Source organism: Solwaraspora sp. WMMD406 (genome assembly GCF_029626025.1).
Taxonomy (GTDB): Bacteria; Actinomycetota; Actinomycetes; order Mycobacteriales; family Micromonosporaceae; genus Micromonospora_E.
This window is the reverse complement of sequence record NZ_JARUBF010000001.1, coordinates 4,229,428-4,253,576: the sequence shown is the minus strand read 5'-3', so window position 1 is coordinate 4,253,576 and position 24,149 is coordinate 4,229,428. Positions and strand designations below refer to the sequence as shown.

23 protein-coding genes are annotated in these 24,149 nt (G+C 70.2%); 3 read left to right on the top strand and 20 right to left on the bottom strand.

What is annotated here, in order from left to right:
- Positions 1-51 precede the first annotated feature (51 nt).
- Positions 52-1,311, top strand: a complete 1,260-nt coding sequence (locus tag O7632_RS18520) for a nucleotide sugar dehydrogenase (protein WP_278116002.1) — start codon at positions 52-54, stop codon at positions 1,309-1,311.
- A 22-nt stretch (positions 1,312-1,333) separates the two neighbouring features.
- Here O7632_RS18520 and O7632_RS18515 read toward each other — a convergent pair whose 3' ends face one another.
- The 5 genes from O7632_RS18515 to O7632_RS18495 all read right to left on the bottom strand — a co-directional run bounded on the left by O7632_RS18515 (position 1,334) and on the right by O7632_RS18495 (position 6,870).
- Positions 1,334-2,383, bottom strand: a complete 1,050-nt coding sequence (locus O7632_RS18515; protein WP_278115999.1) for an NAD-dependent epimerase/dehydratase family protein — start codon at positions 2,381-2,383, stop codon at positions 1,334-1,336.
- A gap of 94 nt (positions 2,384-2,477) precedes the next feature.
- Positions 2,478-3,728 carry a glycosyltransferase family 4 protein gene (locus tag O7632_RS18510; RefSeq protein WP_278115997.1) on the bottom strand — a complete coding sequence of 417 codons (1,251 nt, stop codon included), beginning with the start codon at positions 3,726-3,728 and terminating at the stop codon, positions 2,478-2,480.
- Positions 3,729-3,834: 106 nt separating this feature from the next.
- Positions 3,835-5,061 (bottom strand): glycosyltransferase, encoded by a 1,227-nt coding sequence (locus O7632_RS18505; protein ID WP_278115995.1) that lies wholly within the window; start codon positions 5,059-5,061, stop codon positions 3,835-3,837.
- Between the two features lie 7 nt (positions 5,062-5,068).
- Positions 5,069-5,719, bottom strand: a complete 651-nt coding sequence (locus tag O7632_RS18500) for a NeuD/PglB/VioB family sugar acetyltransferase (protein ID WP_278115993.1) — start codon at positions 5,717-5,719, stop codon at positions 5,069-5,071.
- The gene (locus tag O7632_RS18495) at positions 5,716-6,870 is read right to left on the bottom strand and encodes an aminotransferase class I/II-fold pyridoxal phosphate-dependent enzyme (protein ID WP_278115992.1); all 1,155 of its coding nucleotides are present in this window, start codon (positions 6,868-6,870) and stop codon (positions 5,716-5,718) included. Before O7632_RS18495 ends, O7632_RS18500 begins: the two co-directional genes overlap by 4 nt.
- 102 nt (positions 6,871-6,972) lie before the next feature.
- Between O7632_RS18495 and O7632_RS18490 the strand changes: the two genes are divergently transcribed.
- Complete coding sequence (locus O7632_RS18490; protein WP_278115990.1) at positions 6,973-7,614, top strand: low molecular weight phosphatase family protein; 642 nt, start codon at positions 6,973-6,975, stop codon at positions 7,612-7,614.
- Here the strand turns inward: O7632_RS18490 and O7632_RS18485 are convergent.
- Positions 7,601-9,100, bottom strand: a complete 1,500-nt coding sequence (locus tag O7632_RS18485) for a polysaccharide biosynthesis tyrosine autokinase (RefSeq protein WP_278115988.1) — start codon at positions 9,098-9,100, stop codon at positions 7,601-7,603. The genes O7632_RS18490 and O7632_RS18485 overlap by 14 nt on opposite strands.
- A 172-nt stretch (positions 9,101-9,272) precedes the next feature.
- On the opposite strand from O7632_RS18485, the gene O7632_RS18480 reads away from it, so the two are divergent.
- Positions 9,273-11,183 (top strand): nucleoside-diphosphate sugar epimerase/dehydratase, encoded by a 1,911-nt coding sequence (locus O7632_RS18480; RefSeq protein WP_278115986.1) that lies wholly within the window; start codon positions 9,273-9,275, stop codon positions 11,181-11,183.
- A 75-nt stretch (positions 11,184-11,258) separates the two neighbouring features.
- Here O7632_RS18480 and O7632_RS18475 read toward each other — a convergent pair whose 3' ends face one another.
- From O7632_RS18475 to O7632_RS18410, 14 genes are all read right to left on the bottom strand, one after another.
- Positions 11,259-12,086, bottom strand: coding sequence for a DUF72 domain-containing protein (locus tag O7632_RS18475; RefSeq protein ID WP_278120171.1), 828 nt, complete (start codon positions 12,084-12,086; stop codon positions 11,259-11,261).
- Between the two features lie 284 nt (positions 12,087-12,370).
- Positions 12,371-13,531: an alanine racemase gene (locus O7632_RS18470; protein ID WP_278115984.1), complete on the bottom strand. Its 1,161-nt coding sequence runs from the start codon at positions 13,529-13,531 to the stop codon at positions 12,371-12,373.
- 148 nt (positions 13,532-13,679) lie between these two features.
- Complete coding sequence (locus O7632_RS18465; protein ID WP_278115982.1) at positions 13,680-14,090, bottom strand: RidA family protein; 411 nt, start codon at positions 14,088-14,090, stop codon at positions 13,680-13,682.
- Positions 14,087-14,872 carry a fumarylacetoacetate hydrolase family protein gene (locus O7632_RS18460; RefSeq protein ID WP_278115981.1) on the bottom strand — a complete coding sequence of 262 codons (786 nt, stop codon included), beginning with the start codon at positions 14,870-14,872 and terminating at the stop codon, positions 14,087-14,089. Before O7632_RS18460 ends, O7632_RS18465 begins: the two co-directional genes overlap by 4 nt.
- Complete coding sequence (dmpG, locus tag O7632_RS18455; protein ID WP_278115979.1) at positions 14,869-15,900, bottom strand: 4-hydroxy-2-oxovalerate aldolase; 1,032 nt, start codon at positions 15,898-15,900, stop codon at positions 14,869-14,871. Before dmpG ends, O7632_RS18460 begins: the two co-directional genes overlap by 4 nt.
- Positions 15,897-16,823: an acetaldehyde dehydrogenase (acetylating) gene (locus O7632_RS18450; RefSeq protein WP_278115977.1), complete on the bottom strand. Its 927-nt coding sequence runs from the start codon at positions 16,821-16,823 to the stop codon at positions 15,897-15,899. Before O7632_RS18450 ends, dmpG begins: the two co-directional genes overlap by 4 nt.
- A complete protein-coding gene (locus O7632_RS18445) occupies positions 16,823-17,656 on the bottom strand; it encodes a fumarylacetoacetate hydrolase family protein (RefSeq protein ID WP_278115975.1) in 834 nt (277 codons plus the stop codon). Before O7632_RS18445 ends, O7632_RS18450 begins: the two co-directional genes overlap by 1 nt.
- The gene (locus tag O7632_RS18440; RefSeq protein ID WP_278120169.1) at positions 17,653-19,140 is read right to left on the bottom strand and encodes a 2-hydroxymuconic semialdehyde dehydrogenase; all 1,488 of its coding nucleotides are present in this window, start codon (positions 19,138-19,140) and stop codon (positions 17,653-17,655) included. Before O7632_RS18440 ends, O7632_RS18445 begins: the two co-directional genes overlap by 4 nt.
- 93 nt (positions 19,141-19,233) lie before the next feature.
- Positions 19,234-19,494 (bottom strand): EutN/CcmL family microcompartment protein, encoded by a 261-nt coding sequence (locus tag O7632_RS18435; RefSeq protein ID WP_278115973.1) that lies wholly within the window; start codon positions 19,492-19,494, stop codon positions 19,234-19,236.
- On the bottom strand, positions 19,494-19,820 hold the full coding sequence (locus O7632_RS18430) for a BMC domain-containing protein (protein ID WP_278115971.1): 327 nt from the start codon (positions 19,818-19,820) through the stop codon (positions 19,494-19,496). Before O7632_RS18430 ends, O7632_RS18435 begins: the two co-directional genes overlap by 1 nt.
- A gap of 17 nt (positions 19,821-19,837) precedes the next feature.
- Positions 19,838-20,131, bottom strand: a complete 294-nt coding sequence (locus O7632_RS18425) for a BMC domain-containing protein (protein ID WP_278115969.1) — start codon at positions 20,129-20,131, stop codon at positions 19,838-19,840.
- An 87-nt stretch (positions 20,132-20,218) separates the two neighbouring features.
- Positions 20,219-21,046, bottom strand: coding sequence for a 2-amino-5-chlorophenol 1,6-dioxygenase subunit alpha (locus O7632_RS18420; RefSeq protein WP_278115967.1), 828 nt, complete (start codon positions 21,044-21,046; stop codon positions 20,219-20,221).
- Entirely contained in the window at positions 21,039-22,040 is a 1,002-nt protein-coding gene (locus O7632_RS18415) for a tRNA U-34 5-methylaminomethyl-2-thiouridine biosynthesis protein (protein ID WP_278115965.1), read from the bottom strand. Before O7632_RS18415 ends, O7632_RS18420 begins: the two co-directional genes overlap by 8 nt.
- Positions 22,037-24,064, bottom strand: a complete 2,028-nt coding sequence (locus O7632_RS18410; protein WP_278115964.1) for a hydantoinase B/oxoprolinase family protein — start codon at positions 24,062-24,064, stop codon at positions 22,037-22,039. The genes O7632_RS18415 and O7632_RS18410 overlap by 4 nt, the downstream gene beginning before the upstream one ends.
- Positions 24,065-24,149 lie beyond the last annotated feature (85 nt).

Sequence of the window (24,149 nt, the reverse complement as noted above, 5' to 3'; positions counted from 1 at the left end):
ACCTTAGATTACTTACACCTAGATTTCTGGTCAGAAGCGTGGAGTGAGGCTATGTCGGACGCACCGGTTGTGATCGTCGGTCAGGGCTACGTCGGCCTACCCGTGGCGATGCGCGCGGTCGAGGTCGGCCACCATGTCGTCGGGCTGGACACCGACGCGCGACGGATCGCCATGCTACGGGCCGGCACCTCCTACGTCGAGGACGTGCCGGACACCGTCCTCCGATCGGCGCTGGCCAGCGGCCGGTACCGGCCCTCCACTGACTACGACGACGCCACCGGCTTCCGCACCGCCGTGATCACCGTTCCCACCCCGTTACACGACGGTGCCCCGGACCTGCGGTTCATCGAGGACGCCGCGCGCCGGTTGGCTCCGCTGCTGACTCCCGGAGCGACCGTCGTGCTGGAGTCCACCACCTACCCTGGCACCACCGACGAGCTGCTGCGGCCGTTGCTGGAGAAGGGCAGTGGGCTGCAGGCCGGCATCGACTTCCACCTGGGCTACAGCCCGGAGCGCATCGATCCGGGCAACCGTGAGTGGACCTTCGTCAACACGCCGAAGGTCGTCTCCGGGATCGACCCCGACTCGCTGCGCGCCGTCAAGGACTTCTACGACGGACTGATCGAGCGGACCGTGCCCGTCGGCGGCACCCGCGAGGCGGAGACCACCAAACTGCTGGAGAACACCTTCCGACACGTCAACATCGCGCTGGTCAACGAGCTGGCGATGTACGCGCACATGCTCGGCATCGACATCTGGGAAGCGATCGACGCCGCCGCCACCAAGCCGTTCGGCTTCATGCGGTTCAGTCCCGGCCCGGGTGTCGGCGGCCACTGTCTACCGGTCGATCCGTCCTATCTGTCGTGGGAGGTCAAGCGCGCGCTCGGCCGCAACTTCCGGTTCGTGGAGCTGGCCAACGACGTCAACAACTACATGCCGGCGTACGTGGTGGAACGGCTGACCAGCGCGATGAACAAGCGCAGCCGGGCGATCAACGGCGCCACCGTCCTGCTGATCGGGCTCGCCTACAAGAAGAACAGCGGCGACTGCCGGGAGTCGCCGGCGGTGCGGGTCGCCGAACTGCTGCACCTGGGCGGAGCCACCGTGCACGCGGTCGATCCGCACCTGCGCCCGGAACAGATGCCGCCCTTCGTGGTGCCGGTCCCGCTCACCGACCGACAGGTGCGGGCGGCCGACGCCGTGGTCGTCCTCACCGACCACGACGACCTCGACTACGACCTGCTCGCCACCGCGCCGCTGGTACTCGACACCCGCCGGCGGGTCACCGCCGCCACCGTGGAGATGCTCTGACCGCGACGGCCGATACCCCAGGTCAACAGGACCGGGTACGGGCCACGGTCCGCCGCACCGTACCGACCTGGTCGACGACCTCGACCGGTGCGGCCGGGACCCGGTCGACGGCCACGGCGGATCCCGCCGGACCGGTGACGAAGGTCTGGAACCAGTCCACCGTGGCCACCAGCCCGTCGGCGATCGGCACGGCCCGTACCTCGGGGAACAGCTGCCGTAGCAGCACACCGGAGGCTTCCGAGTGCCGTACGTCGCCCGGCCGTGGTGTCTCGTGCCGTACGGTGATCGGCCGATCGAGGATCCGCTCCAGTTCGCCGACGACGGTCACCAGATCGACCCGACTGCCGAGTGCCAGGTTCACCGGATGGGCGTGGGTGACCCGACGGCGCACCGCGTCCAGGAGCACCGAGCAGACCGTGTCCACATAGGTGAAGTCCCGGGACTGCCGTCCGTCGCCCTGATAGACCACCGGCTCACCGCGCAGCGCGGCGTACACGAACCGGGGAATCACCGCGGCGTAGGCGTGGTCGTGCCGCTGTCCTGGCCCGTACACGTTGAAGAACCGGAACGCCAGCGTGGCGAGCTGGTACGTGCTGGCGAACGCCAACGCGTACGCCTCGGTGGCCAGCTTGCTCACCGCGTACGGACTCAGCGGGCGGGTCCAGTCGAGTTCGTCCTTGGGCAACGCCGGATTCGCGCCGTACACCGAGGACGACGAGGCGACGACGACATGCCCCACGTCGGCTCGGCGGGCGGCCTGCAGCAGCAGCAGGGTTCCGGTCGCGTTGGCGTGGTGCGAGGCCACCGGATCCCGTACCGACCTGGGCACGCTGGGCAGCGCGCCCAGGTGGATGACGGCGTCACGGTCCCGTACGGCCCGCCGTAGCGCCGTGTCGTCGAGGAGCGAGCCGAGTACGAACTCCACGTCGACTCCCCGTAGCGCCTCGCGGGTTCCGGTCGACAGGTCGTCGAGGACGCGGACGTGCGCGATGCCGGGCGCGGACAGCGCCGACCGGGCCAGGTTGGCACCGATGAATCCGGCGCCGCCGGTGATCAGCAGCCGGACGCTCACGATCGGGTCACCGACCGGGCGTCTGCCGGCGGGCCACCGTCGGTGGCACTGGAGCGGTTCATCGTCGGTCCTTTCCTGTGGTGTTCAGGTCGCGTCAGTTCGCGGAGGCGTGTTCCCGTACCGGCGACGCCGGTTCGACCGCCGCTGGCCGGCAGGCGAGCCGGACGGTCCGGTAGAAGGCCGCGCGGCGGGGGGCCAGGATCTCGGCCCGGTAGTCACGCGAGCGGGCCAGGTTGCGTTCGGCGGCGGTGGCCAGCAGCGCGGGTTCGTCCAGCAGCCGCCGGATCGCGTCGGCCAGCGCCACCGGGTCACCCGGCGGCACCAGACAGTCCGGGCTCAACAGTTCGGGCATTCCGCTCACGGGTGTCGCGATCGCGGGGAGGCCGCGGGCCATCGCCTCGATCAGCGCGCGGGACAGATCATCGGTACGGGAGGGCAGGACGAACAGGTCGGCGGCGTCGAGTTCGGCCCGGACCTCGGTCGCGGGAAGGTTGCCCGTGAAGGTGACCCGGTCGCTGAGACCCTGTTGCAGGGTCATGCGCTCCAGCCGGGGCCGGAACCGGCCGTCACCCACGTGTACCAGACGGACGTCGGTGCCGGTGTCGACCAGCCGCCGTACGGCCACCAGCGCGACGTCGAGGCCCATGTCCGGCTCGTCCAGCGCGGCGACGCAGATCAGGGTGACCGGATCGCCCGGTGTCGGAGCCGGTCGCGGTCGCGTGGCGAAGGCGTCCGGCCGCAGGTCGACGCTGGGATACCAGACAGTCACCGTGTGCGGGCCGGGCGGGTACCTGTTCTGCAGGTGGGTCTCGGTGACGTAGGCGGCGCCGGTGGCGTAGTGGCACTGTTCGCGCAGCTTGCGGACCGCCCGGCGGCGCGACAGGGGTCGCAGCGGATGGTCGGCCGTCCCGGGTGCCGCGATGTCGTACGGATCCCCGATCACCTCGACCGCGTATCCGCGTTGCTGGCGACGCAGGATCGCGATCGTCACGGCGGCGATCGGCGACGGGACCCGCAGGACGACCGCTTCGACGTCGTCGACGGCGTCGCGCACCGCTCGGCGCAGGGCTCGGCGTCGCGGCAGGTAGCGGGTCGGACCGACGTCGGAGGGCAGCGGCCACACCTGTACGCCCAGGCCGTCCACTCGGGACGCCCCGGCGGGCGGGGTGGACACGTCCGCCACTCGGGCGAGCAGCCGGACCCGTTCGAAGGCGGACAGATAGCGGGTCCAGAACGAGTGGGCCGGGCCGGCCACCGTCCACACCGCGCCGTCCGGAGTCCGCTGAAGTCGGTTTTCCGTGGTGACCGCGACCACACCGGTCGCGGATCCTGGCAGCCTCTCCACGGCACTCCTCGCTCCTATTGGAGATAGTAAAGACGGTTATAAGCGAAATGACGCTATCAGAGGGACGAGTCAGATCTCGGGGGATCTGGCCGACCGGGGCGGAGGTTCAACTCGACCGCGCGTCGGCCAGCCGCCGGCGCTGCGTGGGAGTACGACCGCCGGCCGTGGTGACGATGTCGGCCACCGCGCGGGCGCACTCGCGGTTGTCGAAGAGCCGCTCGGTGCGTTCCCGGACCAGCGGGCCCCGTCGCGACAGCGCCCCGCGACGAAACTCGGCCTCGGCCGACCGCAGCGCCGCTACCAGCTCGTCTGCCTGACCTGCCCGGATCACCCAGCCGCAGCTCGCGTCGACGGTCTCCGGCAGTCCGCCGGCGTCGGAGACAATCGACGGGATGCCGCAGGCACCGGCTTCCAGCGCGGCGCCGTGGTTCTCCGACAGCGACGGACTGACGCTGACGTCGGCCGCCGCGTAGTAGCGTCTGACGTCGATCACGCCGGAGAACCAGTCGACGCTGTCGTCGGCGGCGACGTGGAACCGGCCGATCAGGTCCTGCCGATGCCGCTCCCCCGCCGCGTCCCAGCCCCCGCCGACCAGCAACAGTCGGGATCGGGGGTGTTCGCCGTGGAAGGTCCGCCACGCCTCGAGGAGCACGTCGTGGCCCTTGATGCCGAGACCTCGATGGACCAGGGACTTGGGTGCGTACACGTAGGCCACCATGATCACGACGAAGGTGTCCTCGGTCAGCCCGAGCTGCCGCCGGGCCGCACGGCGGGCACCCTGATCAGCCGGGACGAAGACGCTGGTGTCCACGCCGTACGGCACGGTCCTCACCCGGTGGTCCGGCATCCCGAGCGCGCGATACAGGTCGGCGGTGTGCGCGCTGCCGGCGATCACCACATCGTCCAACCTGGCCAGGAACCGCTCGGCCCGACGGATCAACGACGACTCGAGAAACAGCGGTCCGGGCACCATGAACACCTGTGCGGCGCCGGAGCCCAGAGCACAGATCCGAGCAGCCAGCGCGGCGTGGTAGTGGTGGTACTGCACCACGTCCGGTCGCAGGCGACGCAGCAGCCGGCGCAGTCGCCAGAGTTCGACGATCGTCGACGGCGCGAGGCGGAATCGGAAGCGGAACGGCGAGTCCACCATCGGCACCCCCGCGCGGCGCAGCTCCTCCCGTAGCCGGCCTTCGCCGGCCGGCAGCACGACGCTCACCTCGTCGCCTCGTCGGCGCATCTCCTTGACCTGCGGCACGATCCACCGGCCGCCCTCGGGCGTCTTCAGCATCACCACGATCCGCACAAGCGTCCCCTTCTGTCGCTGGATGGCCATTCCGGTCTCATCGCGCCGGCACTCCTTTGACCACCACGCCGGGCGCGACGTCGCGGACGACGCAGGCACCGGCGCCGACCGTGGCACCCGCCCCGATCCGCAGTCCCTGCAGGACCGCGGCGGTCGTTCCCACCAGGACCGCGGCACCCAGGTGGACGCCGCCGGAGACCGCTGCCAGGGGATTGACCGACGAGTAGTCCCCGATCTCGGTGTCATGCCCGACGGTGCAGTTCTGGTTGAGATGCACGTGCCGTCCGATGGTCACGTTGGTGGTCACCCGGGCACCGGCGAACAGCACCGATCCGGCCCCGATCGCGCTGTCCGCTCCGACACTCGCGGCGGGGTGGATCAGGGTCACGGGGGCGGGGGTACCAGCGGTGTCGAGGCGTTCGGCGACCGCTCGCCGGTAGGCCGGTACACCGATGCCGATCACGTAGTCCGGCGGGTCGACCGCCGTGGTCAGCCAGCTCACCGCGCCGAGCAGTGGTACGCCGAGTCGATCGACGCGCTCCTTGTGGCTCGGACTCGGGTCGTCGTCGAGGAAGCCGACCACCCGCCAGGGTGGGACCGCCGCCGCGTGGTTGATCGCGGTGACGATGCCGAGCACCTCCCGGCCGTGTCCGCCGCAGCCGATGATCACGATGTCCCGGGGTGTCACCGCAGGGCCCGATCGCCGTCGACGAACCGGTGGATCGCGGCCAGCACCCGCGACATCTGCTCGTCACCCAGCGCCGATCCGCTGGGCAGTGCCAGTCCGTTGGCGAACAGCCGGTCGGCGGCGCCGGTGAGCATCCGGTGCGCGGTGGCGAATACCGGCTGACGGTGCATCGGCTTCCAGACCGGTCGGGTCTCGATGTGTCGGCGGGTGAGGTAGTCGCCGAGGGCCGCCGCGGTCCAGCCACTGCGCGCCGGATCCACCACGATGACGGTGAGCCAGCAGTTGCCGCCGAGGTCGGCGGCGTCACCGTCGTCACCGAGCAGCCGTACCCCGGGAACCCCGGCGAACGCCTTGGCGTAGCGGGCCCGTAGCTCCCGGCGCCGCGCCACCATCGAATCGAGGCGCCGCAGCTGGGCCCGGCCGAGGGCGGCGAGCAGGTTGCTGAGCCGGTAGTTGTATCCGACCTCGGCGTGCTCGTAGTGCGCCACCGGCTGCCGGGCCTGGGCGGCGAGGTGTCGGCAGCGGCTGGCCAGATTCTCGTCGTCGGTGACCACCATCCCGCCACCGGAGGTGGTCATGATCTTGTTGCCGTTGAAGGAGAACACCCCGACGTGGCCGAACGACCCGGCGGGTCGACCGGCCAGCGAGGCCCCCAACGCTTCGGCGGCGTCCTCGACCACCGGGATCCCGTACGCGGCGCACACGGGCAGCAGGGTGTGGTAGTCGGCGCAGCGGCCGAACATGTCGACCGGGATCACCGCCCGCACCGGCGGCCACCGCCGGTCGGTCCGGGCCAACAGCGCGGCCAGCAGGTCGACGTCGATGTTGCCGGTCCGCTCGTCGCAGTCGACGAAGACCGGCTCCGCCCCGGTGTAGGCGACCGCGTTCGCGGTGGCGACGAAGGTCAACGTGGGCACGACCACCGACTGGCCCGGGCCGACGCCGAGCGCCAACAACGCCAGGTGCAGTCCGGCGGTGGCGGAGTTCAGCGCGACCGCGTGGTCGACCCCGGTCCGGGCGGCGAGTTCGCGTTCGAACGCGTCGACGTCGGGTCCCGACGGTGCCACCCACCCCGACCGGATGGCGGTGACCAGGTACTCCTCTTCGAGCGCCCCGACATCAGGTGACGAGAGGTAGATCTGTTCGGTCATCGCGCGGCTCCGACTAAAGCCGTCAAACGGACGCTACTCTGGGCCGGTCCGAACCGCCCGGCACCCCGGGCGGGGTCCGTAGCAGAATGGCTGGCAACGTCGATGATCACGGATCGATTCACCGTCCTGTTCGTGTGCCACGCCAACGTCTGCCGGTCGCCGATGGCGGAACGGCTGGCCCGGCGAGCGTTGTGGGAGCGGCTCGGGCCGCTGGCCGACGCGTTCGAGGTGCACAGCGCGGGCACACACGCGGTACCGGACCAGGCGATGCATCCGTACACCGCACGTGTGCTGGGCGAGAACCACGCCGACCCCGACGGTTTCCTCAGCCGACTGGTGGACCCCGCCATGGTCACCACCGCCGACCTGGTACTCACGGCCAGTCGACGCCATCGGGCGCACTGCGTGACGTTGGCGCCGCGCTCGGTGTCGCACACCTTCACCATCCGCCAGTTCGGCCGGCTCGCCGCCGCCGTGGCCGCCACCCGTACGACGGTGGGTATCGGCCCCGACACTCGAGCCGACCCGAGGACGGACGGACCGGACCAAGCTGCTGAACCGCTGGCGCGGGCCCGGTCCCTGGTGGTCGCCGCCGCGGCGGCCCGCAGCAGGGTGCAGCCGGTCTCCGCCGAACAGGACGACCTGGCCGACCCGGTACTGCGGCCGATCGGCGCCTTCCGCGACTGCGCCCGGCAGGTCCGCCAGACACTGGACACCCTGCTGGACATCATCACGAAGTCGTGACCGCGACGTTCTCCGGCTGGTCGCCGCCACCACCACCGCTCGTGGCGGCCAGCGCCGGCACCTCCCGCTGCCGAGCCGGCGTGGGCACCGCCCGCCGCGACGTACGGCGGCGGCGGCCACGCTCGTGGTAGTAGTAGCTGTAGACGCCGCCGCGGCTCGGAGTCATGTTCAGCACACAGCCGAGGAGTCTGGCGTCGACGGCCTGCAACGCGGCGACAGCGGACTGCAGATGCGCCTCGGTGGTCTTGGCGCAGCGTCCGACCAGTATCGTCCCGTCGACCTGGGCCGCGACCGGTGCCGCGTCGGTGACCGGTACGAGCGGCGCGGTGTCCACGATGACCACGTCGAACCGCTCCCGCAGGGTGGCCAGCAGGTCGGCCATCTGCTGGGAGCCGAGCAGTTCGCTCGGGTTCGGCGGGATGAAGCCGCTGGGCAGCAGGGTGAGCCCGGTGTCGCCCCAGGCCTGCAGCACGTCCGAAAGGTCGGCCTGGCCGGCGAGCACGTTGGTGAGGCCGACCGCGCCTTCCATGTCGAGGTAGGCGGTCGCCTGTGGGCGGCGCAAGTCGGCCTCGACGAGGACGACCGAGCTGCCGGCCTCGGCGAAGGCCAGCGCCAGGTTGGTGGCGGTGGTGGTCTTGCCCTCGTCCGGCATCGCGCTGGTCACCGCGAGGCTACGGACCGGCTTGTCCACGTCGGCGAACTGCAGGTTGGTGCGCAGTTGGCGGAAGGCCTCCGCCCGGGGAGAGTGGGTCTGCCGACCGATGATCAACGGATCGTGGCGGGCCGCAGGGTCGAGCGGGATCGAGCCCAGTACGGCCGCCGAGGTCACCGACTGGACCTGCTCCACGGTACGGACCGTCGTGTCCAGCAGACCACGTAGCAGAGCCAGGCCGACGCCGGCCAGGAGACCGAGGAAAAGGCCGAGACCGAGGTTGCGCACCGGCTGCGGCGAGACCGGTCGCGGGTCGAGCCGGGGACCGGCGATGACCTCGACCTCGATCGCTGGGCCCTCGGCACCCGGAGAGGTCTCCAGGTGCTGCACCAGTGTGACGAACTCCTTGGCGACGCCCCGGGCGATCTGCTCCGACCGGGTCGGCGAGCTGTCGGTGACGACCGCCTGCAGTAGGACGGTGTCCGGCACCGGCCGGGCGCTGATCCGCGACTGCACCTGCCCGGCGGTGAGTCCGAGGCTGTGCCGGCTGACCACCGTCTCGGCCAAGCGGTCGCTGGTCAGTAGCCCGCTGTAGGACTTCACCCGTTGCTGGGAGAACAGGCTGCCCTGGTAGGCGTTGTTCATTCCTTGCGTGCCGCTGGGGCTCGAGACGAAGAAGGTGACCGAGGTCGCGTACTGGGGGATGGCTCGGGCGTTGACCAGGACGGCCAACCCGACCGCGACCACCACGGCCGCCACGACCCACAGCCACCGTTTCCGCACCGCGTCGAAGTAGTCACGCAGTTCCATCGGTACGGCCTCCAAAGCTCCCATAAAGTAACGGTCAGACCTATCTTGTACCAATCTGCACTAGGTAGGTGCGTTTTCTGGTCAAATAGCAGCATTGGCGCTGGCGGCCGGTGACCGTGTCCGTAGCCAGTGGACAAGGCAGGGTCCGGGCGGACCACCGGCCGGGCCGAACACAGGAAGACCGAACGGGGCTGGAATGGAGCTATCGACTCGACCGCCAGGCAGCACCGCGCGTCGCCCGCGCGAGCAACTGGTGGCACCGCTGTGGCTGGCCGATCTCGGTGCCTGGTGCACCGGGCTGGTCGTCGCCATCTGGACCCGGTACGAGTTCGCGCTCGCCGGAGCCCACCTCAACGGACTGGTGCTGGCCGTACTCGCCGCGGTCGTGCTGCACACCGTGGTCGCCCACCTGAGCTACCTCTACCGGGACCGCTACCGGCTCGGCAGCTTCGACGAGGTCTGGGCGGTGTCCCGGTGCGTCCTGACCGTCATGGGCGTCCTGCTGCTGCTCGACCTCGCCGCCCCGCAACGCCCCGTGCCGGCGAGCGCCCCCCTGGTCGGCGGATGCCTGGCCCTGACCCAGATGCTCGGCGTGCGCTACCTGCGACGGCTACGCCACGAACGGCGGCGACGGCCAACCGGACGCCACACCCAGCGGGTCCTGTTGTTCGGTGCCGGAGCGGCCGGTCAGTCCCTGCTGCGGGCCATGCTCGACGAACCGCACGGCCGGTACGCGCCAGTCGGGCTCCTCGACGACGACCCGGCAAAACGTCAGCTGCGCCTCCACGGCGTACCGGTACTCGGCGGACGCCACGACATCCCCGCAGTCGTCGCCCGGACCGGCGCCACGACCGTCGTCTCGGCCGTGGCCAACGCCGACGCCGGACTGATCCGCGAGGTCCGGCAGCTCGCACACCAGGCCGGCACCCGGTTCAAGGTGGTGCCGTCGGTGAGCGAACTGCTGGACAACGAGCCCGCCGTCACCGACCTGCGGGACCCGGACTTGCGCGACCTGCTCGGCCGGCACCAGATCGAAACCGACCTCGACTCGATCGCCGGATACCTGACCGGCAAGCGGGTGCTGGTCACCGGTGCCGGCGGATCGATCGGCTCCGAGCTGTGCCGGCAGATCCAGCGGTTCCAGCCCGGCGAACTGATGATGCTCGACCGCGACGAGTCGGCCCTGCACGCGGTGCAGCTGTCGCTGCGCGGCCAAGCGCTGCTGGACAGCCCGGATCTGATCCTGGCCGACCTGCGCGACAGCGAAGCGATCCGCGAGATCATGCGGACCCGGCGACCCGAGGTGGTGTTCCACGCCGCCGCGCTCAAACACCTGACGCTGCTGGAGCGTCATCCGGGCGAAGCGGTGAAGACCAACGTGTGGGGCACCCAGACGCTGCTCGAAGCGGCCGCAGGGGTGGAGAAGTTCGTCAACATCTCGACCGACAAGGCCGCCGACCCGACCAGCGTTCTCGGCTACTCCAAACGGATCACCGAGCGGCTGACCGCGTTCGCCGCCACCGCCAATCCGGGTACGTTCCTCAGCGTCCGATTCGGAAACGTGCTCGGCAGTCGCGGATCGGTCCTGCACGCCTTCGTCGCCCAGGCCGGTGCCGGCAAGCCGATCACCGTCACCGACCCGGAGGTCACTCGATACTTCATGACCATCCAGGAAGCCGTGCAGTTGGTCATCCAGGCGGCGGCGATCGGCCGCGACGCCGAGGCGCTCGTGCTCGACATGGGCAAGCCGGTACGGATCGCCGACGTGGCCAGGAGCATCGCCGAACAGTCGGACAATCCAGTCAAAATCATTTACACCGGGCTGCGGCCCGGCGAGAAGCTGCACGAGGATCTGCTCGGCACCGGCGAACGCGACGCCCGCCCACTCCATCCGCTCATCTCCCAGGTTCCGGTTCCGGCACTGGACCCCGTACACGTCCACCTACTCGACCCGTACCGCCGACCCGACGACCTGACCGACGACCTCGCCGCGCTGTGTCAGCCGCAACGCCCGCTGTTCGGCGCGGGTACCCAGCGCGCGGTGTCCACCCGGGGGCCCGCCAACGTGGCGATCTCCACCAACAACGGATCCGGCGACCCGACGTAGCCAGAGGAAGCGAGCGACGCGGCGAGCAGCGAGCGCACGGCGCACTCATCAGAACAGCGCGCGTCGCCGCACCCATCAGAACAGCGTCGGCGCGGCGACCGGAATCGGGTCGGGCAGGGCCGCCAGCTCGGGAATCCTTCGGCGTACGTCGGTGTGGAACCGCCGGGCCAGGGTGGGTGCGTCGGCGTTGTCCGGGGTGTGGACGAACACCGTCGGCGACCGCCCCTCCCGCAGCCAACCGACGACGACGTCGACCCACCGTCGCCAGCCGTCGACCGTACGGGCGGCGTCGTCGCGGCCGAGGTACCGCACGATCGGGTGGCGGGTCAGCGCGTGGCACCGCAGCGGCATGCGCGGCTTCTTGGTCCAGGCGTCGCGTTCCGCGTCACTCGTGGGCGGGCTGTCGAAGAACCCGGTGGTGTCGAACGGGATCCACTCGGCGTCCACCCTGGCGAGTACCCCTTCGAGCAGCCGCGTCGCCGACGGATCGTCGAAGAACGCCCGGTGGCGGACTTCGACGGCGTACCGGTGCGAGGCCGGAAGCCGACGCAGGAAACGAGCGAGTACGGCGACGTCGGCGGGTCCGAACGAACCCGGCAGCTGGATCCAGAGGGCATGAGCGCGGGACCCCAGCGGCTCGACGGCGTCCAGGAGGGTACCAAGCGCCTCGTCGACGTCAGTGAGGCGACGGTCATGGGTGATCGACTTCGGCAGCTTGATCACGAACCGGAAGTCGGGGTGGGTCTGTCGCGCCCAGGAGGCCACCGTCTCCCGAGTCGGGGTGGCGTAGAAGGTCGTGTTCGCCTCGACCGCGTCGCACCAGCTGGCGTAATGCCGCAGCCGCTCGTGGCCGGGCAGCGGATGGGTCAGCAGACGACCCTGCCACGACGTGTGCGTCCACATCGCGCAGCCCACGTGCAGCCGCATACCCGACCCTTTCCCGCGTCGACCGTGCCGGCGGCTCACCCGCACCGAACGGCGGCAGCCCCGTCGTCGCGGGCATGCCGGTCCCGCGTCCCGGAACACCGTATCGTCGCCTCGACGACGCTGCCGAACCGGTCGTCGGGTGCCGATGTGCACCGATGTCCTACGCCGCCGTGGCTCGGAAAAAGCGTGCACGCCCGCCACCCGGACCGACTCAATTCCGGTCGGTGGGCCTGCCCGTGACCGGAGTCACCACGGCGCACTCAGCGGGAAGCACCCGGACCGATCGTCGACCAGATCGCCTCGATCTCACCACCGCGAAGCGCCGTGACCTCGTTGAGGCTGGAGAACACCGTGCAGACGTGGTTGGGGATCACCTGGACCCGCTGCCCGATCGTCAACGGCGTCGGGTCACCCGCGCCGACCCACCGCAACCAGCCATGCTCCTCGGAAAGCCGCTCGATCCGCCACCCCGGCAGGCCGACCAGGTGGCCATAGCCGGAAAGCTCGTCGACGTACGCCGACGCCGGCAGGCGATCCTGGCTCAACGACTTCGACCCGGCGTCGATACAGGCCCGATGCGGCTCCGGACGACTGACCACGGTGCTCAACACCCGCACCGCGCACGTCGCCGCGGTGGCGTTACCCAACGCGATCTGGCCCAAGTCGTTGAAAGCGTAGATGCCGGGTCGGATCTCCGTCACGCCCGGCTCGGCCACCACGGTCCGGGCCGACGCCGAGGACCCCAGGGACACTGTCGACAGGGTCAACCCAGCCGAACGGATCGCCTCGGCGACCGACACCATCGACGCGGCAGCGGCCTTCGACCGGGCGACCAGGTCCGACTGGTCAGCCGCCGCGTAGACCGAGCCTTCGTGGGTCATCACCCCGGTCAGCCGCACTCCCGGCAGCTCGGCGACGTCCCAGGCGACCCGGACGGCGTCCGACGGAGCGACTCCGCACCGACCAAGGCCGCTGTCCACGATGAGAAGCAGGTCAACCAGCCGCCCCTCGGCGGCGAACGCCTCTCCGAGGCTACGCGCCCCGATGACGCTGTCCGCCGCGACGGTCAACTCGCAGCGCTGCGCCAAGGCCACCGCCCGCCGCGCCTTGTCCGCGCCGACCAGCGGATAGGCCACTGTCATCCGGGACACCCCCGCCGCGACGAGTGCCTCCGCCTCGCCGAGTTTGGCCACGCAGATCCCATCCGCCCCGTGCTCCAGCTGCAGCTGGGCGATCCGCGCCACCCGGTGGGTCTTGGCATGCGGCCGTAACGACACCCGATGCCGCTGACACAACCCGGCCATCTCGTCGAGATTGCGTTCCAGGATGTCCAGGTCGAGCAACAGGTTCGGCGTCTCCAGGCCGGGTGGCACGACGAAGGTGTCCAGTGGCGAACTCTGCGGGTGAACGTCGACGGTCACGATGATCTCTCCGGTAGATGGCGGCTACGGACGTCTCGTCAGGCTCGGCGCTGACCGCCGGCAGATGCCGATCAGCGACCCTGCAATCGAACCCTGCCCATCCTGCCCTACCGCCCGACACACCGGCTCCGCCCCGCCGATGGATTGGTCAGCTCGGTGCCACGGCGATGGCCTGGATCTCGATGAGTAGGTGTGGGTGGGGTAGTTGGTGGACGGCGACGGTGGTGCGGGTGGGTCCGGTGTGGTCGAAGTGTTCGGCCCAGATCTGGTTGTAGCCGCCGAAGTCGTTCATGTTGACCAGGTAGGTGGTGACGGAGACCAGGTCGGTGAGGCTGGCACCGACGGCGGCGAGCAGGTCGGCGATGTTGGCGATGACGGCGCGGGTCTGTTCGCGGATGTCGAGTTGGGTGGTGCCGTAGGCGTCGACGGTGGCGCCGGCGATGGTGTTGTCGGGGCGGCGGCTGGAGGTGCCGGAGACGAAGATGAACCCGCCGGCTGTTTTGACGTGTGGGAACCTGCCGCGTGGGGTGGCTTTGCCGGGGACCAGGTGCGCGGTCATCGCGTGTTTCCTGCGGTGGTGGTGGTGAAGGCGGCGGTGCCGAGGCCGTGGACGGTGGCCCGGACGTGGACGCCGCGTGGGAGGGGGACGGCGGCGGTGGCCGCGCCGGCGAGGAAGATCCAGCCTGGTTGGAGGGCCGGGCCGTGTCGGTCGGCGAGGGCGACACCGGCGGTGAGGGCGCGGCGGGGGTCGCCGAGGATCGCGGCGGTGGATCCGGTCTGCACGGTGTGTCCGTCGATGTCGAGGAGGACGCCGAGGTTGTCCACTTCGTCGGGGACGGGCTGCCATTGTCCGACGACGTACAGGGCGGCGGAGGTGTTGTCGGCGATGACGTCGGGCAGGGAGAAGGTGAAGTCGGCGTAGCGGGAGTCGATGACTTCCAGGGCGGGGGCGACGGCGCGGACGGCGTCGGTGAACGGCATCCCGGGTGTGGGTGGCCGGTCGAGGAGGAAGGCGATCTCCGGTTCGACGCGGGGGTGGATCAGTCCGGTGATGTCCACGGCGGCGCCGTCTGCGACCTGGGTGGTGTCGGTGAGGTGGCCGAGGATCGGGGAGTCGACGCCGACCTGGACCATTTTCGCCCGGCTGGTCAGGCCCATCTTGACGCCGACGACGTGTTCGCCCCGGCCGGTGCGGCGGGCGATCAGCGCCTGCTGCACCGCGTAGGCGGTGTCGATGTCGATCCGGTGGGTGTCGGCGAGCTGCGGAATCGGCGCTGCTGTCCGGGCGGCGTCGTCGAGGCGGGCGGCCAACCCGGCGAGGTCGACGTCTGTGCTGGTCACTGCACACCTCCGTGGGCGGTGCGGGGGGTGTCGGCGAGGTCGAGGGCGACGTCGGTGATCATGTCTTCCTGGCCGCCGACCATCCGTCGGCGGCCGAGTTCGATCAGGATGGACCGCACGTCCAGGTTGTAGCGGTCGGCGGCGCGTTCGGCGTGGCGCAGGAAGCTGGAGTAGACGCCGGCGTAGCCCAGCGACAGGGTTTCCCGGTCGACGCGGACCGGCCGGTCCTGCAACGGCCGGACCAGGTCCTCGGCGGCGTCCATCAGCGCGAACGTGTCGCAGCCGTGTTCCCAGCCGTGCAGGTCGGCGACGGCGGTGAACACTTCCAGGGGGGCGTTGCCGGCCCCGGCGCCCATGCCGGCGAGGGAGGCGTCGACCCGGGTGGTGCCATGCTCGACGGCGATCACGCTGTTGGCCACGCCCAGCGACAGGTTGTGGTGGGCGTGGATACCGATCTGCGTGTGCGGGTCGAGGACCTGCCGGTAGGCGTCGACCCGCTGGGCGACGTCGGTCATCAGCAGCCGGCCGCCGGAGTCGGTGACGTAGACGCAGTGCGCCCCGTACGACTCCATCAGTTTGGCCTGCCCGGCGAGCCCTTCCGGGGTGTTCATGTGCGCCATCATCAGGAACCCGGCGACGTCCATACCGTGGTCGCGGGCCCAGCCGATGTGTTGGGCGGCGACGTCGGCCTCGGTGCAGTGGGTGGCGATCCGCACACTGGTCACCCCGAGGTCGCGGGCCGCTTTCAGGTCGTCGATGGTGCCGATGCCGGGCAGCAGCAACGTGGTCAACGTCGCCCGGTCGACCACGTCGGCGGCAGCACGGATCCAGTCGGCGTCCGACGCCGCGCCGTGGCCGTAGGTGACGCTGGAGCCGGCCAGGCCGTCGCCGTGGGCGACCTCGATCGCGTCCACCCCGGCCGCGTCCAACGCCGCCGCGATCGCCCGGACCTGCCCGACGGTGTAGCGGTGCCTGATGGCGTGCATGCCGTCGCGCAACGTGACGTCCTGGACGTACAGCCGGGTCATGACCGTGCCTCCGCTCGGACAGCGACCAGACGTTCCGCTGTGCGCAAAGCGGCCGAGGTCATGATGTCGAGGTTGCCGGCGTACGCGGGCAGGTAGTGCCCGGCACCGGAGACCTCCAGGAACACCGACACCTGGGTGCCGACGAAGTGGCCGCCCAACGCCGGAACGTACGCGTCGACCGGGTCGAACTGCACCGCCTGTTTGAGTCGGTAGCCGGGCACATAGCCGGCGACCGACCCGACCATCGCCTCGACGGAGTCGGCCACCCGGCCGGTGTCGACGCCGGCCGGGACCAGGCAGTAGACGGTGTCACGCATCAACAGCGGCGGATCCGCCGGGTTCAACACGATGATCGCCTTACCCGTACCGGCACCGCCGACGACCTCCAGGGCGCGGGCGGTGGTCTGGGTGAACTCGTCGATGTTCGCCCGGGTGCCCGGACCCGCCGACCGCGACGCGATCGAGGCGACGATCTCCGCGTACGCCACCGGCGCCACCGCCGCGACGGCGGCGACGACCGGAACGGTGGCCTGCCCACCACAGGTGACCATGTTGACGTTCGGCTCGCCCAGGTGCGCGTCCAGATTCACCGACGGCACCACGTACGGGCCGACCGCCGCCGGGGTCAGATCCACCACCGACCGGCCGTAAGCTCGCAGGACCTCGTCGTTGCGCCGGTGCGCACCCGCCGACGTGGCGTCGAACACCAACCCGACGTCGGCGAACTCGGGCAACGCCACCAGGCCGTCGACCCCCTCACTCGTGGTCGCCACGCCGAGCCGGCGGGCGCGGGCCAGCCCGTCGGATTCCGGGTCGATACCGACCATCGCCACCATCTCCAGCGACTCCGACAACCGCAACACCTTGATCATCAGATCGGTGCCGATGTTGCCCGACCCGACCACCGCCACCCCGACACCCACTACGACCCCTCCCCTGGCGACTCGCTACCGGCCGACCGGTCGGCCGGCTTCGCACTGAATCTGGTCCGCACCGAACCGAGCCCGCCGATCCGCGCCTCAAAGGCCGCCCCCGGGGTGACCGGCACCATCGGGCCGAGCGCACCGGACAGCACCAGGTCACCGGCCCGCAGCGGATCCCCGGCGGCGGCCATGGTCGAGGCCAGCCAGGCGACGGCGTGCACCGGATGGCCGAGGCAGGCCGCACCGGCACCCACCGACACCGGTTCACCCGCCGATTCGAGCACCATGCCGCACTCGCGCAGGTCCACCGAGGCCGGCGGCACCGGCCGGTCGCCGAGCACGAACAACCCCGACGACGCGTTGTCCGCCACGGTGTCCACGATCGAGATGTCCCACCCGGTGATCCGGGAGTCGACGATCTCGACCGCCGGCAGCAGGAAATCGGTGGCCCGCAGCACGTCGACCACGGTCGCCGGGCCGTCCGGCAGATCCGCGCCGAGCACGAACGCCACCTCCGCCTCCACCCTGGGCTGGATCAGCCCGGCCAGGTCGACCTCGTCACCATCCGCCACCGCCATGTCGGCGAAGAGCACCCCGAAGTCGGGCTGGTAGACGCCGAACGCGGCCTGCACCGCCGGCGCCGTCAGGCCGATCTTCGCCCCCACCCGGCGGCGGCCCGCGCCTGTCCAGCCGGCCACCGTCGCCCGTTGCACCGCGTACGCCGCCGCCACATCACCCGCCGGCAACAGCCGGTCCCGCAGCGGCGCACACGGCACCCCCGAGTCGTACGCCCCGGTCAACGCCGCGACAGCGGCCTCAACATCAACGGTCATGACATGTCCACACAGACGTTGGTCAGTTCGGAGTAGAAGCCCAGCGAGTGCACGCCACCCTCCCGACCCACCCCGGAGGCCTTCACCCCACCGAACGGGGTGCGCAGGTCCCGCAGGAACCAGGTGTTCACCCACACGATCCCGACGTCCAGACGCGATCCGGCCCGGTGCGCCCGCCCCACATCCCGGGTCCACACCGTCGCCGCCAACCCGTAGTCGGAGTCGTTGGCCAACGCGAACGCCTCCTCCTCCGAATCGAACGGGGCGACATGACAGACCGGGCCGAACACCTCCTCCCGCACCACCCGCGCAGACTGCCCCAACCCGGTCAACACGGTCGGCTCCACGTACGCGCCACCGTCACGGGCGTCACCGAACACCGGCACACCACCACCAGCTCGTACGTCAGCGCCTTCGACGCGGGCCAGGTCGTAGAAGCCGAGCACCTTGTCCCGATGCCCCCGCGAGATCAACGGCATCGTCGCAATCGACTCGTCAGCCGGCCAACCCCACCGAACGTCGCGGGCGGCAGCCGCCAACCGGTCCACGAACTCGTCGAACACCGGCCGCTGCACATACAACCGCTCCGTACACAGACACACCTGACCGCCGTTGGTGAACGACGACCGCACCGAACCCGCGACCGCCGCGTCCAGATCCGCGTCGGCGAACACCAGACCGGCGTTCTTCCCGCCCAACTCGAACGACACCGCCTTCACCCCGTCAGCCGCCGCCCGCATGATCGCCGACCCCGTCGCCGACTCACCCGTGAACGTGACCGCGTCCACCCCCGGATGCCGCGTCAACCACTCCCCCGCCGCCCCCGGCCCGAACCCGTGCACCACATTGAAAACCCCGTCCGGCACACCCACCGCCGCCATCACCTCGGCCAGCAACGTCGCCGACGCCGGAGTCTCCTCACTCGGCTTCACCACCACAGCGTTGCCGCAGGCCAGCGCGGGAGCCACCTTCCAGGTCAGCAGCAGCAACGGCAGATTCCACGGCACGATGACCGCCACGACGCCGACAGGTTTGCGGACCACGTAGTTCAGCGCCCGACCACCGGTCGGGGTGACCGTCGTGAACGACTCCGTCGGCGCGGTCGCGGCGATCTCCGCGAACGCCCGGAAATTCGCCGCCCCGCGCGGGATGTCCAGGGCCCGGGCCTGGCTGACCGGTTTGCCGGTGTCGGCGACCTCGGCGGCGACCAGGTCATCGAAGCGGCGGTCCAACTCGTCAGCGACCGCCCGCAGCACCGCCGAGCGGTCCCGCTCGCCCATCACCCCCCACGGACCACGCACCGCCGACCGCGCCGCCGCCACCGCCGCGTCCACCATCGACAAGTCGGCCTCCCCGACCTCGAACACCGTCTCCCCCGTCACCGGCGACACCTTCGCAAACCGCTTCCCGACGTCGACGAACCGACCATCCACGAAGCTGCGCAGCAGGCCGGGACCGCCCGCCGCCGGCCGGCCGACGAGCAGATCGGGATGCCACAGTGGGCTGGACGGCGAATCGGTGCTCACGTGGTACCTCATTTCGGCGATTGCCCGGCGATGGCCCGGTGCGGGTGCAGGTCAGTCGGTGCTGGGGGCGTCCCCAGGCCGATCGGCCACCAACGCGACGATGACGGCGTCGACGGTTGGTTCGCCGGTGGCAGCAGCAGCCGCCTCGTCGGTGGCCACCAGCACGGTGCTGCCGGTGCCGGCGTTCATCAGATCGACGGCGACGCGGTCCGGGCCGTCCGGATGTTCTCTGACGAGGACCAGTCGGCGGCCCTGCAACGAGGTGACGATATGGTCGGGCCAGATCTTGCCAACCACTTCCGCGAGAATCATCAGACGTCGCTCCGTAGTGACGCCATGACGGTGCGGATCCGGGTGGGTTCGTCCTCCTCCAGCAGCGCGGCGGTGGCTGGGTGGGGCTTCGGGTAGATCTGTGAGCTGCGCAGATCACCGTGCTGGCGGATGGCTGCCTCGCCGGCGGACACCGCCTGGCGTACGGCTGCCAGAGTGCCCTGGACGGCGGCGGCCAGGTAGCCACTGGTGACTCGCTCGACGGCGATGCACTGCACGTCGGCAGTCTTGATCATCGCTTCGATGCCTGCTGAAAGTGCTACGACGCCGCGGGTTTCCACGATGCCGATGGCCTTGTCCGACGACATGTGTCGCTCCTTCCGGCTCAGTTGCCGACGATTCGGGGGTCCACTGCCAACGCTGTCACCGCGTCACAGGGGCTGGCGAACACGATCGAGCGGACCGGCCGACCGGTCTTGGCCCGGGCGGTCTCCTCGCCGATGTCGACTGCTTCTTCGACAGTGGCGAGGTCACCGCGTACGGCCACGGCGACGATTCCGCCGCCCAGCCGGACCACTCCGGTGACTTCCACCTCGGTCGCTTTCACCATTGCGTCGACGGCGTCGAAGATCGGGATGAACCCTTCTGCTTCGACGAATCCCGCAGCGACGTTACGCATCAGGGTTCCTCCTGGTTTGTCGGTTCGAATCGGTCACGGCGGCCGCGATGGTCACCGCGGCAACGGCGGTCACGGTGAAGCTCTTGGTCACGGCAGGTTCCAGGAGACGACGGCGGCGCCGGTGCCCCAGAGCGGTCCGTACGAGTGCAGGGTGGCGGGTCCGGCTGCCGCGCCGGTACCGGCGAGGAAGGCGAGGGCTCGGAACTGGCTGTCCGCCTGGGCCTGGCGGGCGAAGTCCTCCCGGATCGCCAGCGCCTCCTCGGTCTGACCGGCGGTGAGCAGGTGCAGCATCCGGTTGTTCCATCGGTCGTGCGCCGGGTCGGCGACATGGTCCTGGTCCGGTTCGATCCACTGTTGGATCAGCCCGGAGGAAAGGCCGGAGACGACGACCACGGCGGCGGTGCGGCCGGCGTCCCGGGCGGCCTGGGCCCCGGCCCGACCGACCCGGGCCAGGGTGTCGGCGTCGGCGTACAGGTTGCAGGAGACCTGCGCCCAGCGCAGCGTGCGTTCCGGATCGAGCAGGGCGGACGTGACGATGGCGCCGGTGTCGATGGGAAACCCGTCGTAGCGGGTCCGTCGGGCCTGCATGCCGCAGGCGTCGACCTGGGCGGCCCAGCGTTCGGTGAAGTCGACGTCGAACCGCAGGTCGTAGTCGAGGTGACCGTAGTCGTAGGCGTACCAGTTCTCGTCGGTGTGCCGGCCCCGTGGGTTGGGGTCGCACTGGAACTGGTGGCCGAGCACGGTGAACCATTGGGTGGACAGCAGCAGCACCACGTCGGGGGCGAGTCGGCGGAGCCGTTCGCCGACGTCGCGGGCGGCGGTGGCCAGCTCGTTCCAGCTGGTCGCCGGCTTCTCGGCGAGCAGGTGGGGCATGCCGGGGAGCAGCACACCGGCGTGAATGCCGTGGTCAGCCATGGTCGCCCTCCGGGGTCCACTCGACGACCGCGTTGCCGGTGCCGATGATCGTTCCGTAGCCGAGAACGTCGCCGGGCACCTCAGGCCAGCCCATCGCGGACAGCAGCCAGGTGAGGCTCCCGGCCTTGGTCTCCGAGGCGGTGGCTTCGATGTGTTCGGGGATCAGTTCGCGCAGGCGGCTGGTCGGGCCCTGACGGATGGTTTCCAGCAGTTTCATGTCCCACCGGTACTGGTGGTTGTTGTACGGGTGTTCGCGTTCCATGTCCTCGGGTAGTTCGGGTTCCTCGTGCCAGTGCAGGTGGGACAGGGAGTTGGAGCCGAGCAGGACGGCGCGGCGTCCGGTGTGTTCGACCGCGCGTCGGGTGGCTTCGCCGAGGATCTCCATTTCTCCGAGGGACGCGTCGGAGTAGAAGTAGGGGTTGTTGTTGGCCGACAGGGACACCACGGGGATGTCCCAGGCCGGGTTGACCATGTGCAGGGCGCCGATGGTGGCGTAGTCGACCCGTACCCCGGGGTCACGCATCTTGCTGGTGACCAGGCCTAAGTCGGCGGCGGCGTCGGCGATCGCCTCGGCGAGCGGCACGTCGGTCTGGAAGTCGTAGTGGTAGCGGAACAGGTGCGGGAAGATCGGTTCGACGGAGACTCCGCGCGGGTTGGGCACGCAGTTGACGTGGTGGCCGACCATCGTGATCCAGTGTGGTGCGTGCACGATCAGCACGTCGGGTCGGTGCACGTCGCGGATCCGGCGGCGGAGTCGGTCGTACGCCCAGCGCAGCACCTCCCAGCCGCCCTGGGACCGGGGTTCGTTCTGGGGTGGGTTCTCGCCGTAGATCAGGTGTGGTGGGTGTGGGCTGAGGTAGCCGGCGACGATGCCGGGTCGCCGGGCCGAGGTCGCCGTACCGGCGGGGTTCGGTGTGCCGGTCGCGCTATGGCCGCCGCGTGCCGTTCGTCGGGTGGCGCTCGGCGCGGCGGGGAGCCGGAACACGTTGCTCATCGCGGGCCTCCGGTCGGTGTTCGGGGGTCGGCCAGGACGCGGACGAAGGATCGGTCGCCCGGGTCGGTGCCGAGGATCCGCAGGCCGTCGGGGTCGAGCGCGACCTGGTCGGCGGCGAGGGACGGGTCGTGGCGGATCCAGGCGCGTAACGGGGCGGGGTGGTTGCCGTGCAGTTCGATCAGCGCGCCGTCCGGCGGTCCGTCGGGGTGGCTGTAGACGATCCGCTGGCGGCCCCGGACGCCGGTGTGGCTGGGCAGGTCGGTGGTCGTGACCCGCAGCCAGCGGCGGTTCGCGCGAAGGCGTTCCCGGGTGGCTGTGGTCGCTGATTCGTCGACCTGGCCGGTCGGGTCGACGAGTACGCCGTACCGGTCGCGGGCCTGTTCGGCGGTGAGGTAGTCGTCGCCGATGTCGTTGGCGACCTGGTCGGGGTCGCGGGTCAGCGGGTCGCGCCATCCGCCGCCGCCGGCGGATTCCATCACCAGGATGTCGCCTTCGCGCATCCGGTATCCGGCGACCTTGCCGGGGGTGTCGAAGTCGATCCGTTGCCCGTCGCGGTCGAGGTAGGTCGAGGTCGGGGCGCCGGGAGCGCCGAGTGACAGCCCGTACGGCGCGACGGTGGTGCGGTCGGTCTGGACGGAGTAGGCGCCGTGGCTGGCGAGCAGTCGGGTGGCGCGTCGGGTGCCGAAGCCGCCGCGCCGTTGGCCGTCGCCGCAGGATCCGGGGCGTAGTTCGCAGGCCTCGACTCGGATCGGGATCTCGGTCTCCAGGCGTTCGACGGATTGGATGGTGGAGATGTCGCCGAGGTCGACCGGGTTCATCGCGCTGGGTCCGTCGGCTTCCAGGAAGCCGCCGTTGCCGCCGGCCGGGTAGTCGTAGTAGAGGTACGGACGTCCGGTGTGGTCGTCGACGCCGCCGATCAGGTTCTGGAAGGTGGTGCCGAACTGGTCGGCGGCGATCAGGGTGGGTGCCACCTGGCTGAGTGCCGCCATGACCGCGGAGATGACTCGTTTGCGGACTTCGCTGTGGGCGTTGGCCGGGGCGGGGTAGGTGACGTGCACGACGGTGCCGGGGTCGGTGTGTACGGTCAGGGGCCGGAATGCGCCGTGGTTGACCAGTCCGCCGGGGTCGAGCGCGGATTTGACGGCGATGAACACCCCGGCGGTGGTCATCGCCAGCGACGAGTTGACCACGGCGGCGACCTGCGGTGAGGAGCCACGGAAGTCGGCGAGGATCTGGGTGTCGGCGACGGTCAGCGCGCACCGCACCATGGCGGGGTCGTAGTCGCCGTCGGTGTAGAGGTCGAGGTAGTCCTCGTAGTGGTAGGTGCCGTCCGGCAGGTCGCGGATTCGGTCGCGCAGCCGCCGTTCGGTGCGGTCCATGTTGGCGGCCACGCACGCGTCGATGAGGTCTTTGCCGTGGCGGTCGACGAGTTCGTGCAGTCGGCGCTGTGCGGTGTGGCAGGCGGCGATGCTGGATTCGAGGTCGCCGCGGCGTTCGTCGGCCATCCGGACGTTGGCGAACAGGACGCGCATGGCCGCGACGTTGTCCCGCCCGGCGTCGATGAGCCGGATCGGTGGGATCCGCAGGCCTTCCTGCAGGATCTCGGTCGCCTGGCCGGAGACGCTGCCGGGGGTCATTCCGCCGATGTCGGCCCAGTGCATCCGTACGCACGGGAAGAGGAACAGTTCGTCGTCGACGAAGACCGGGCTGATGAGGGTCACGTCGTTGAGGTGGCTGCCGCCCCGGTAGGGGTCGTTGACGACGTAGAGATCGCCGGGGCGGAACTCGTCCCGGTAGTCGGTGAAGATCTCCGCGACGGAGGCGGGCATCGCGATGACGTGTCCTGGCATGTCCCGTCCCTGGGCGACCATCTCCGCGTCGGCGTTGAACAGCGCGCAGGAGAAGTCCTGCGCGTCGGCGATGACCGGGGAGTGCGCGGTCCGGAAGATCGTCTGGCGCATCTCCCGGACGATCGAGATCAATCCTTCGGTGACGATCTCCAGATCGATGGGGTTCAGGGTCATGCGGTAGACCTCGCAACGGGTTCCGGGGCGGGCGTCAGGCAGCTGTGGACCAGAATATGGGTCTAGTGTTATATTATGAACCTAG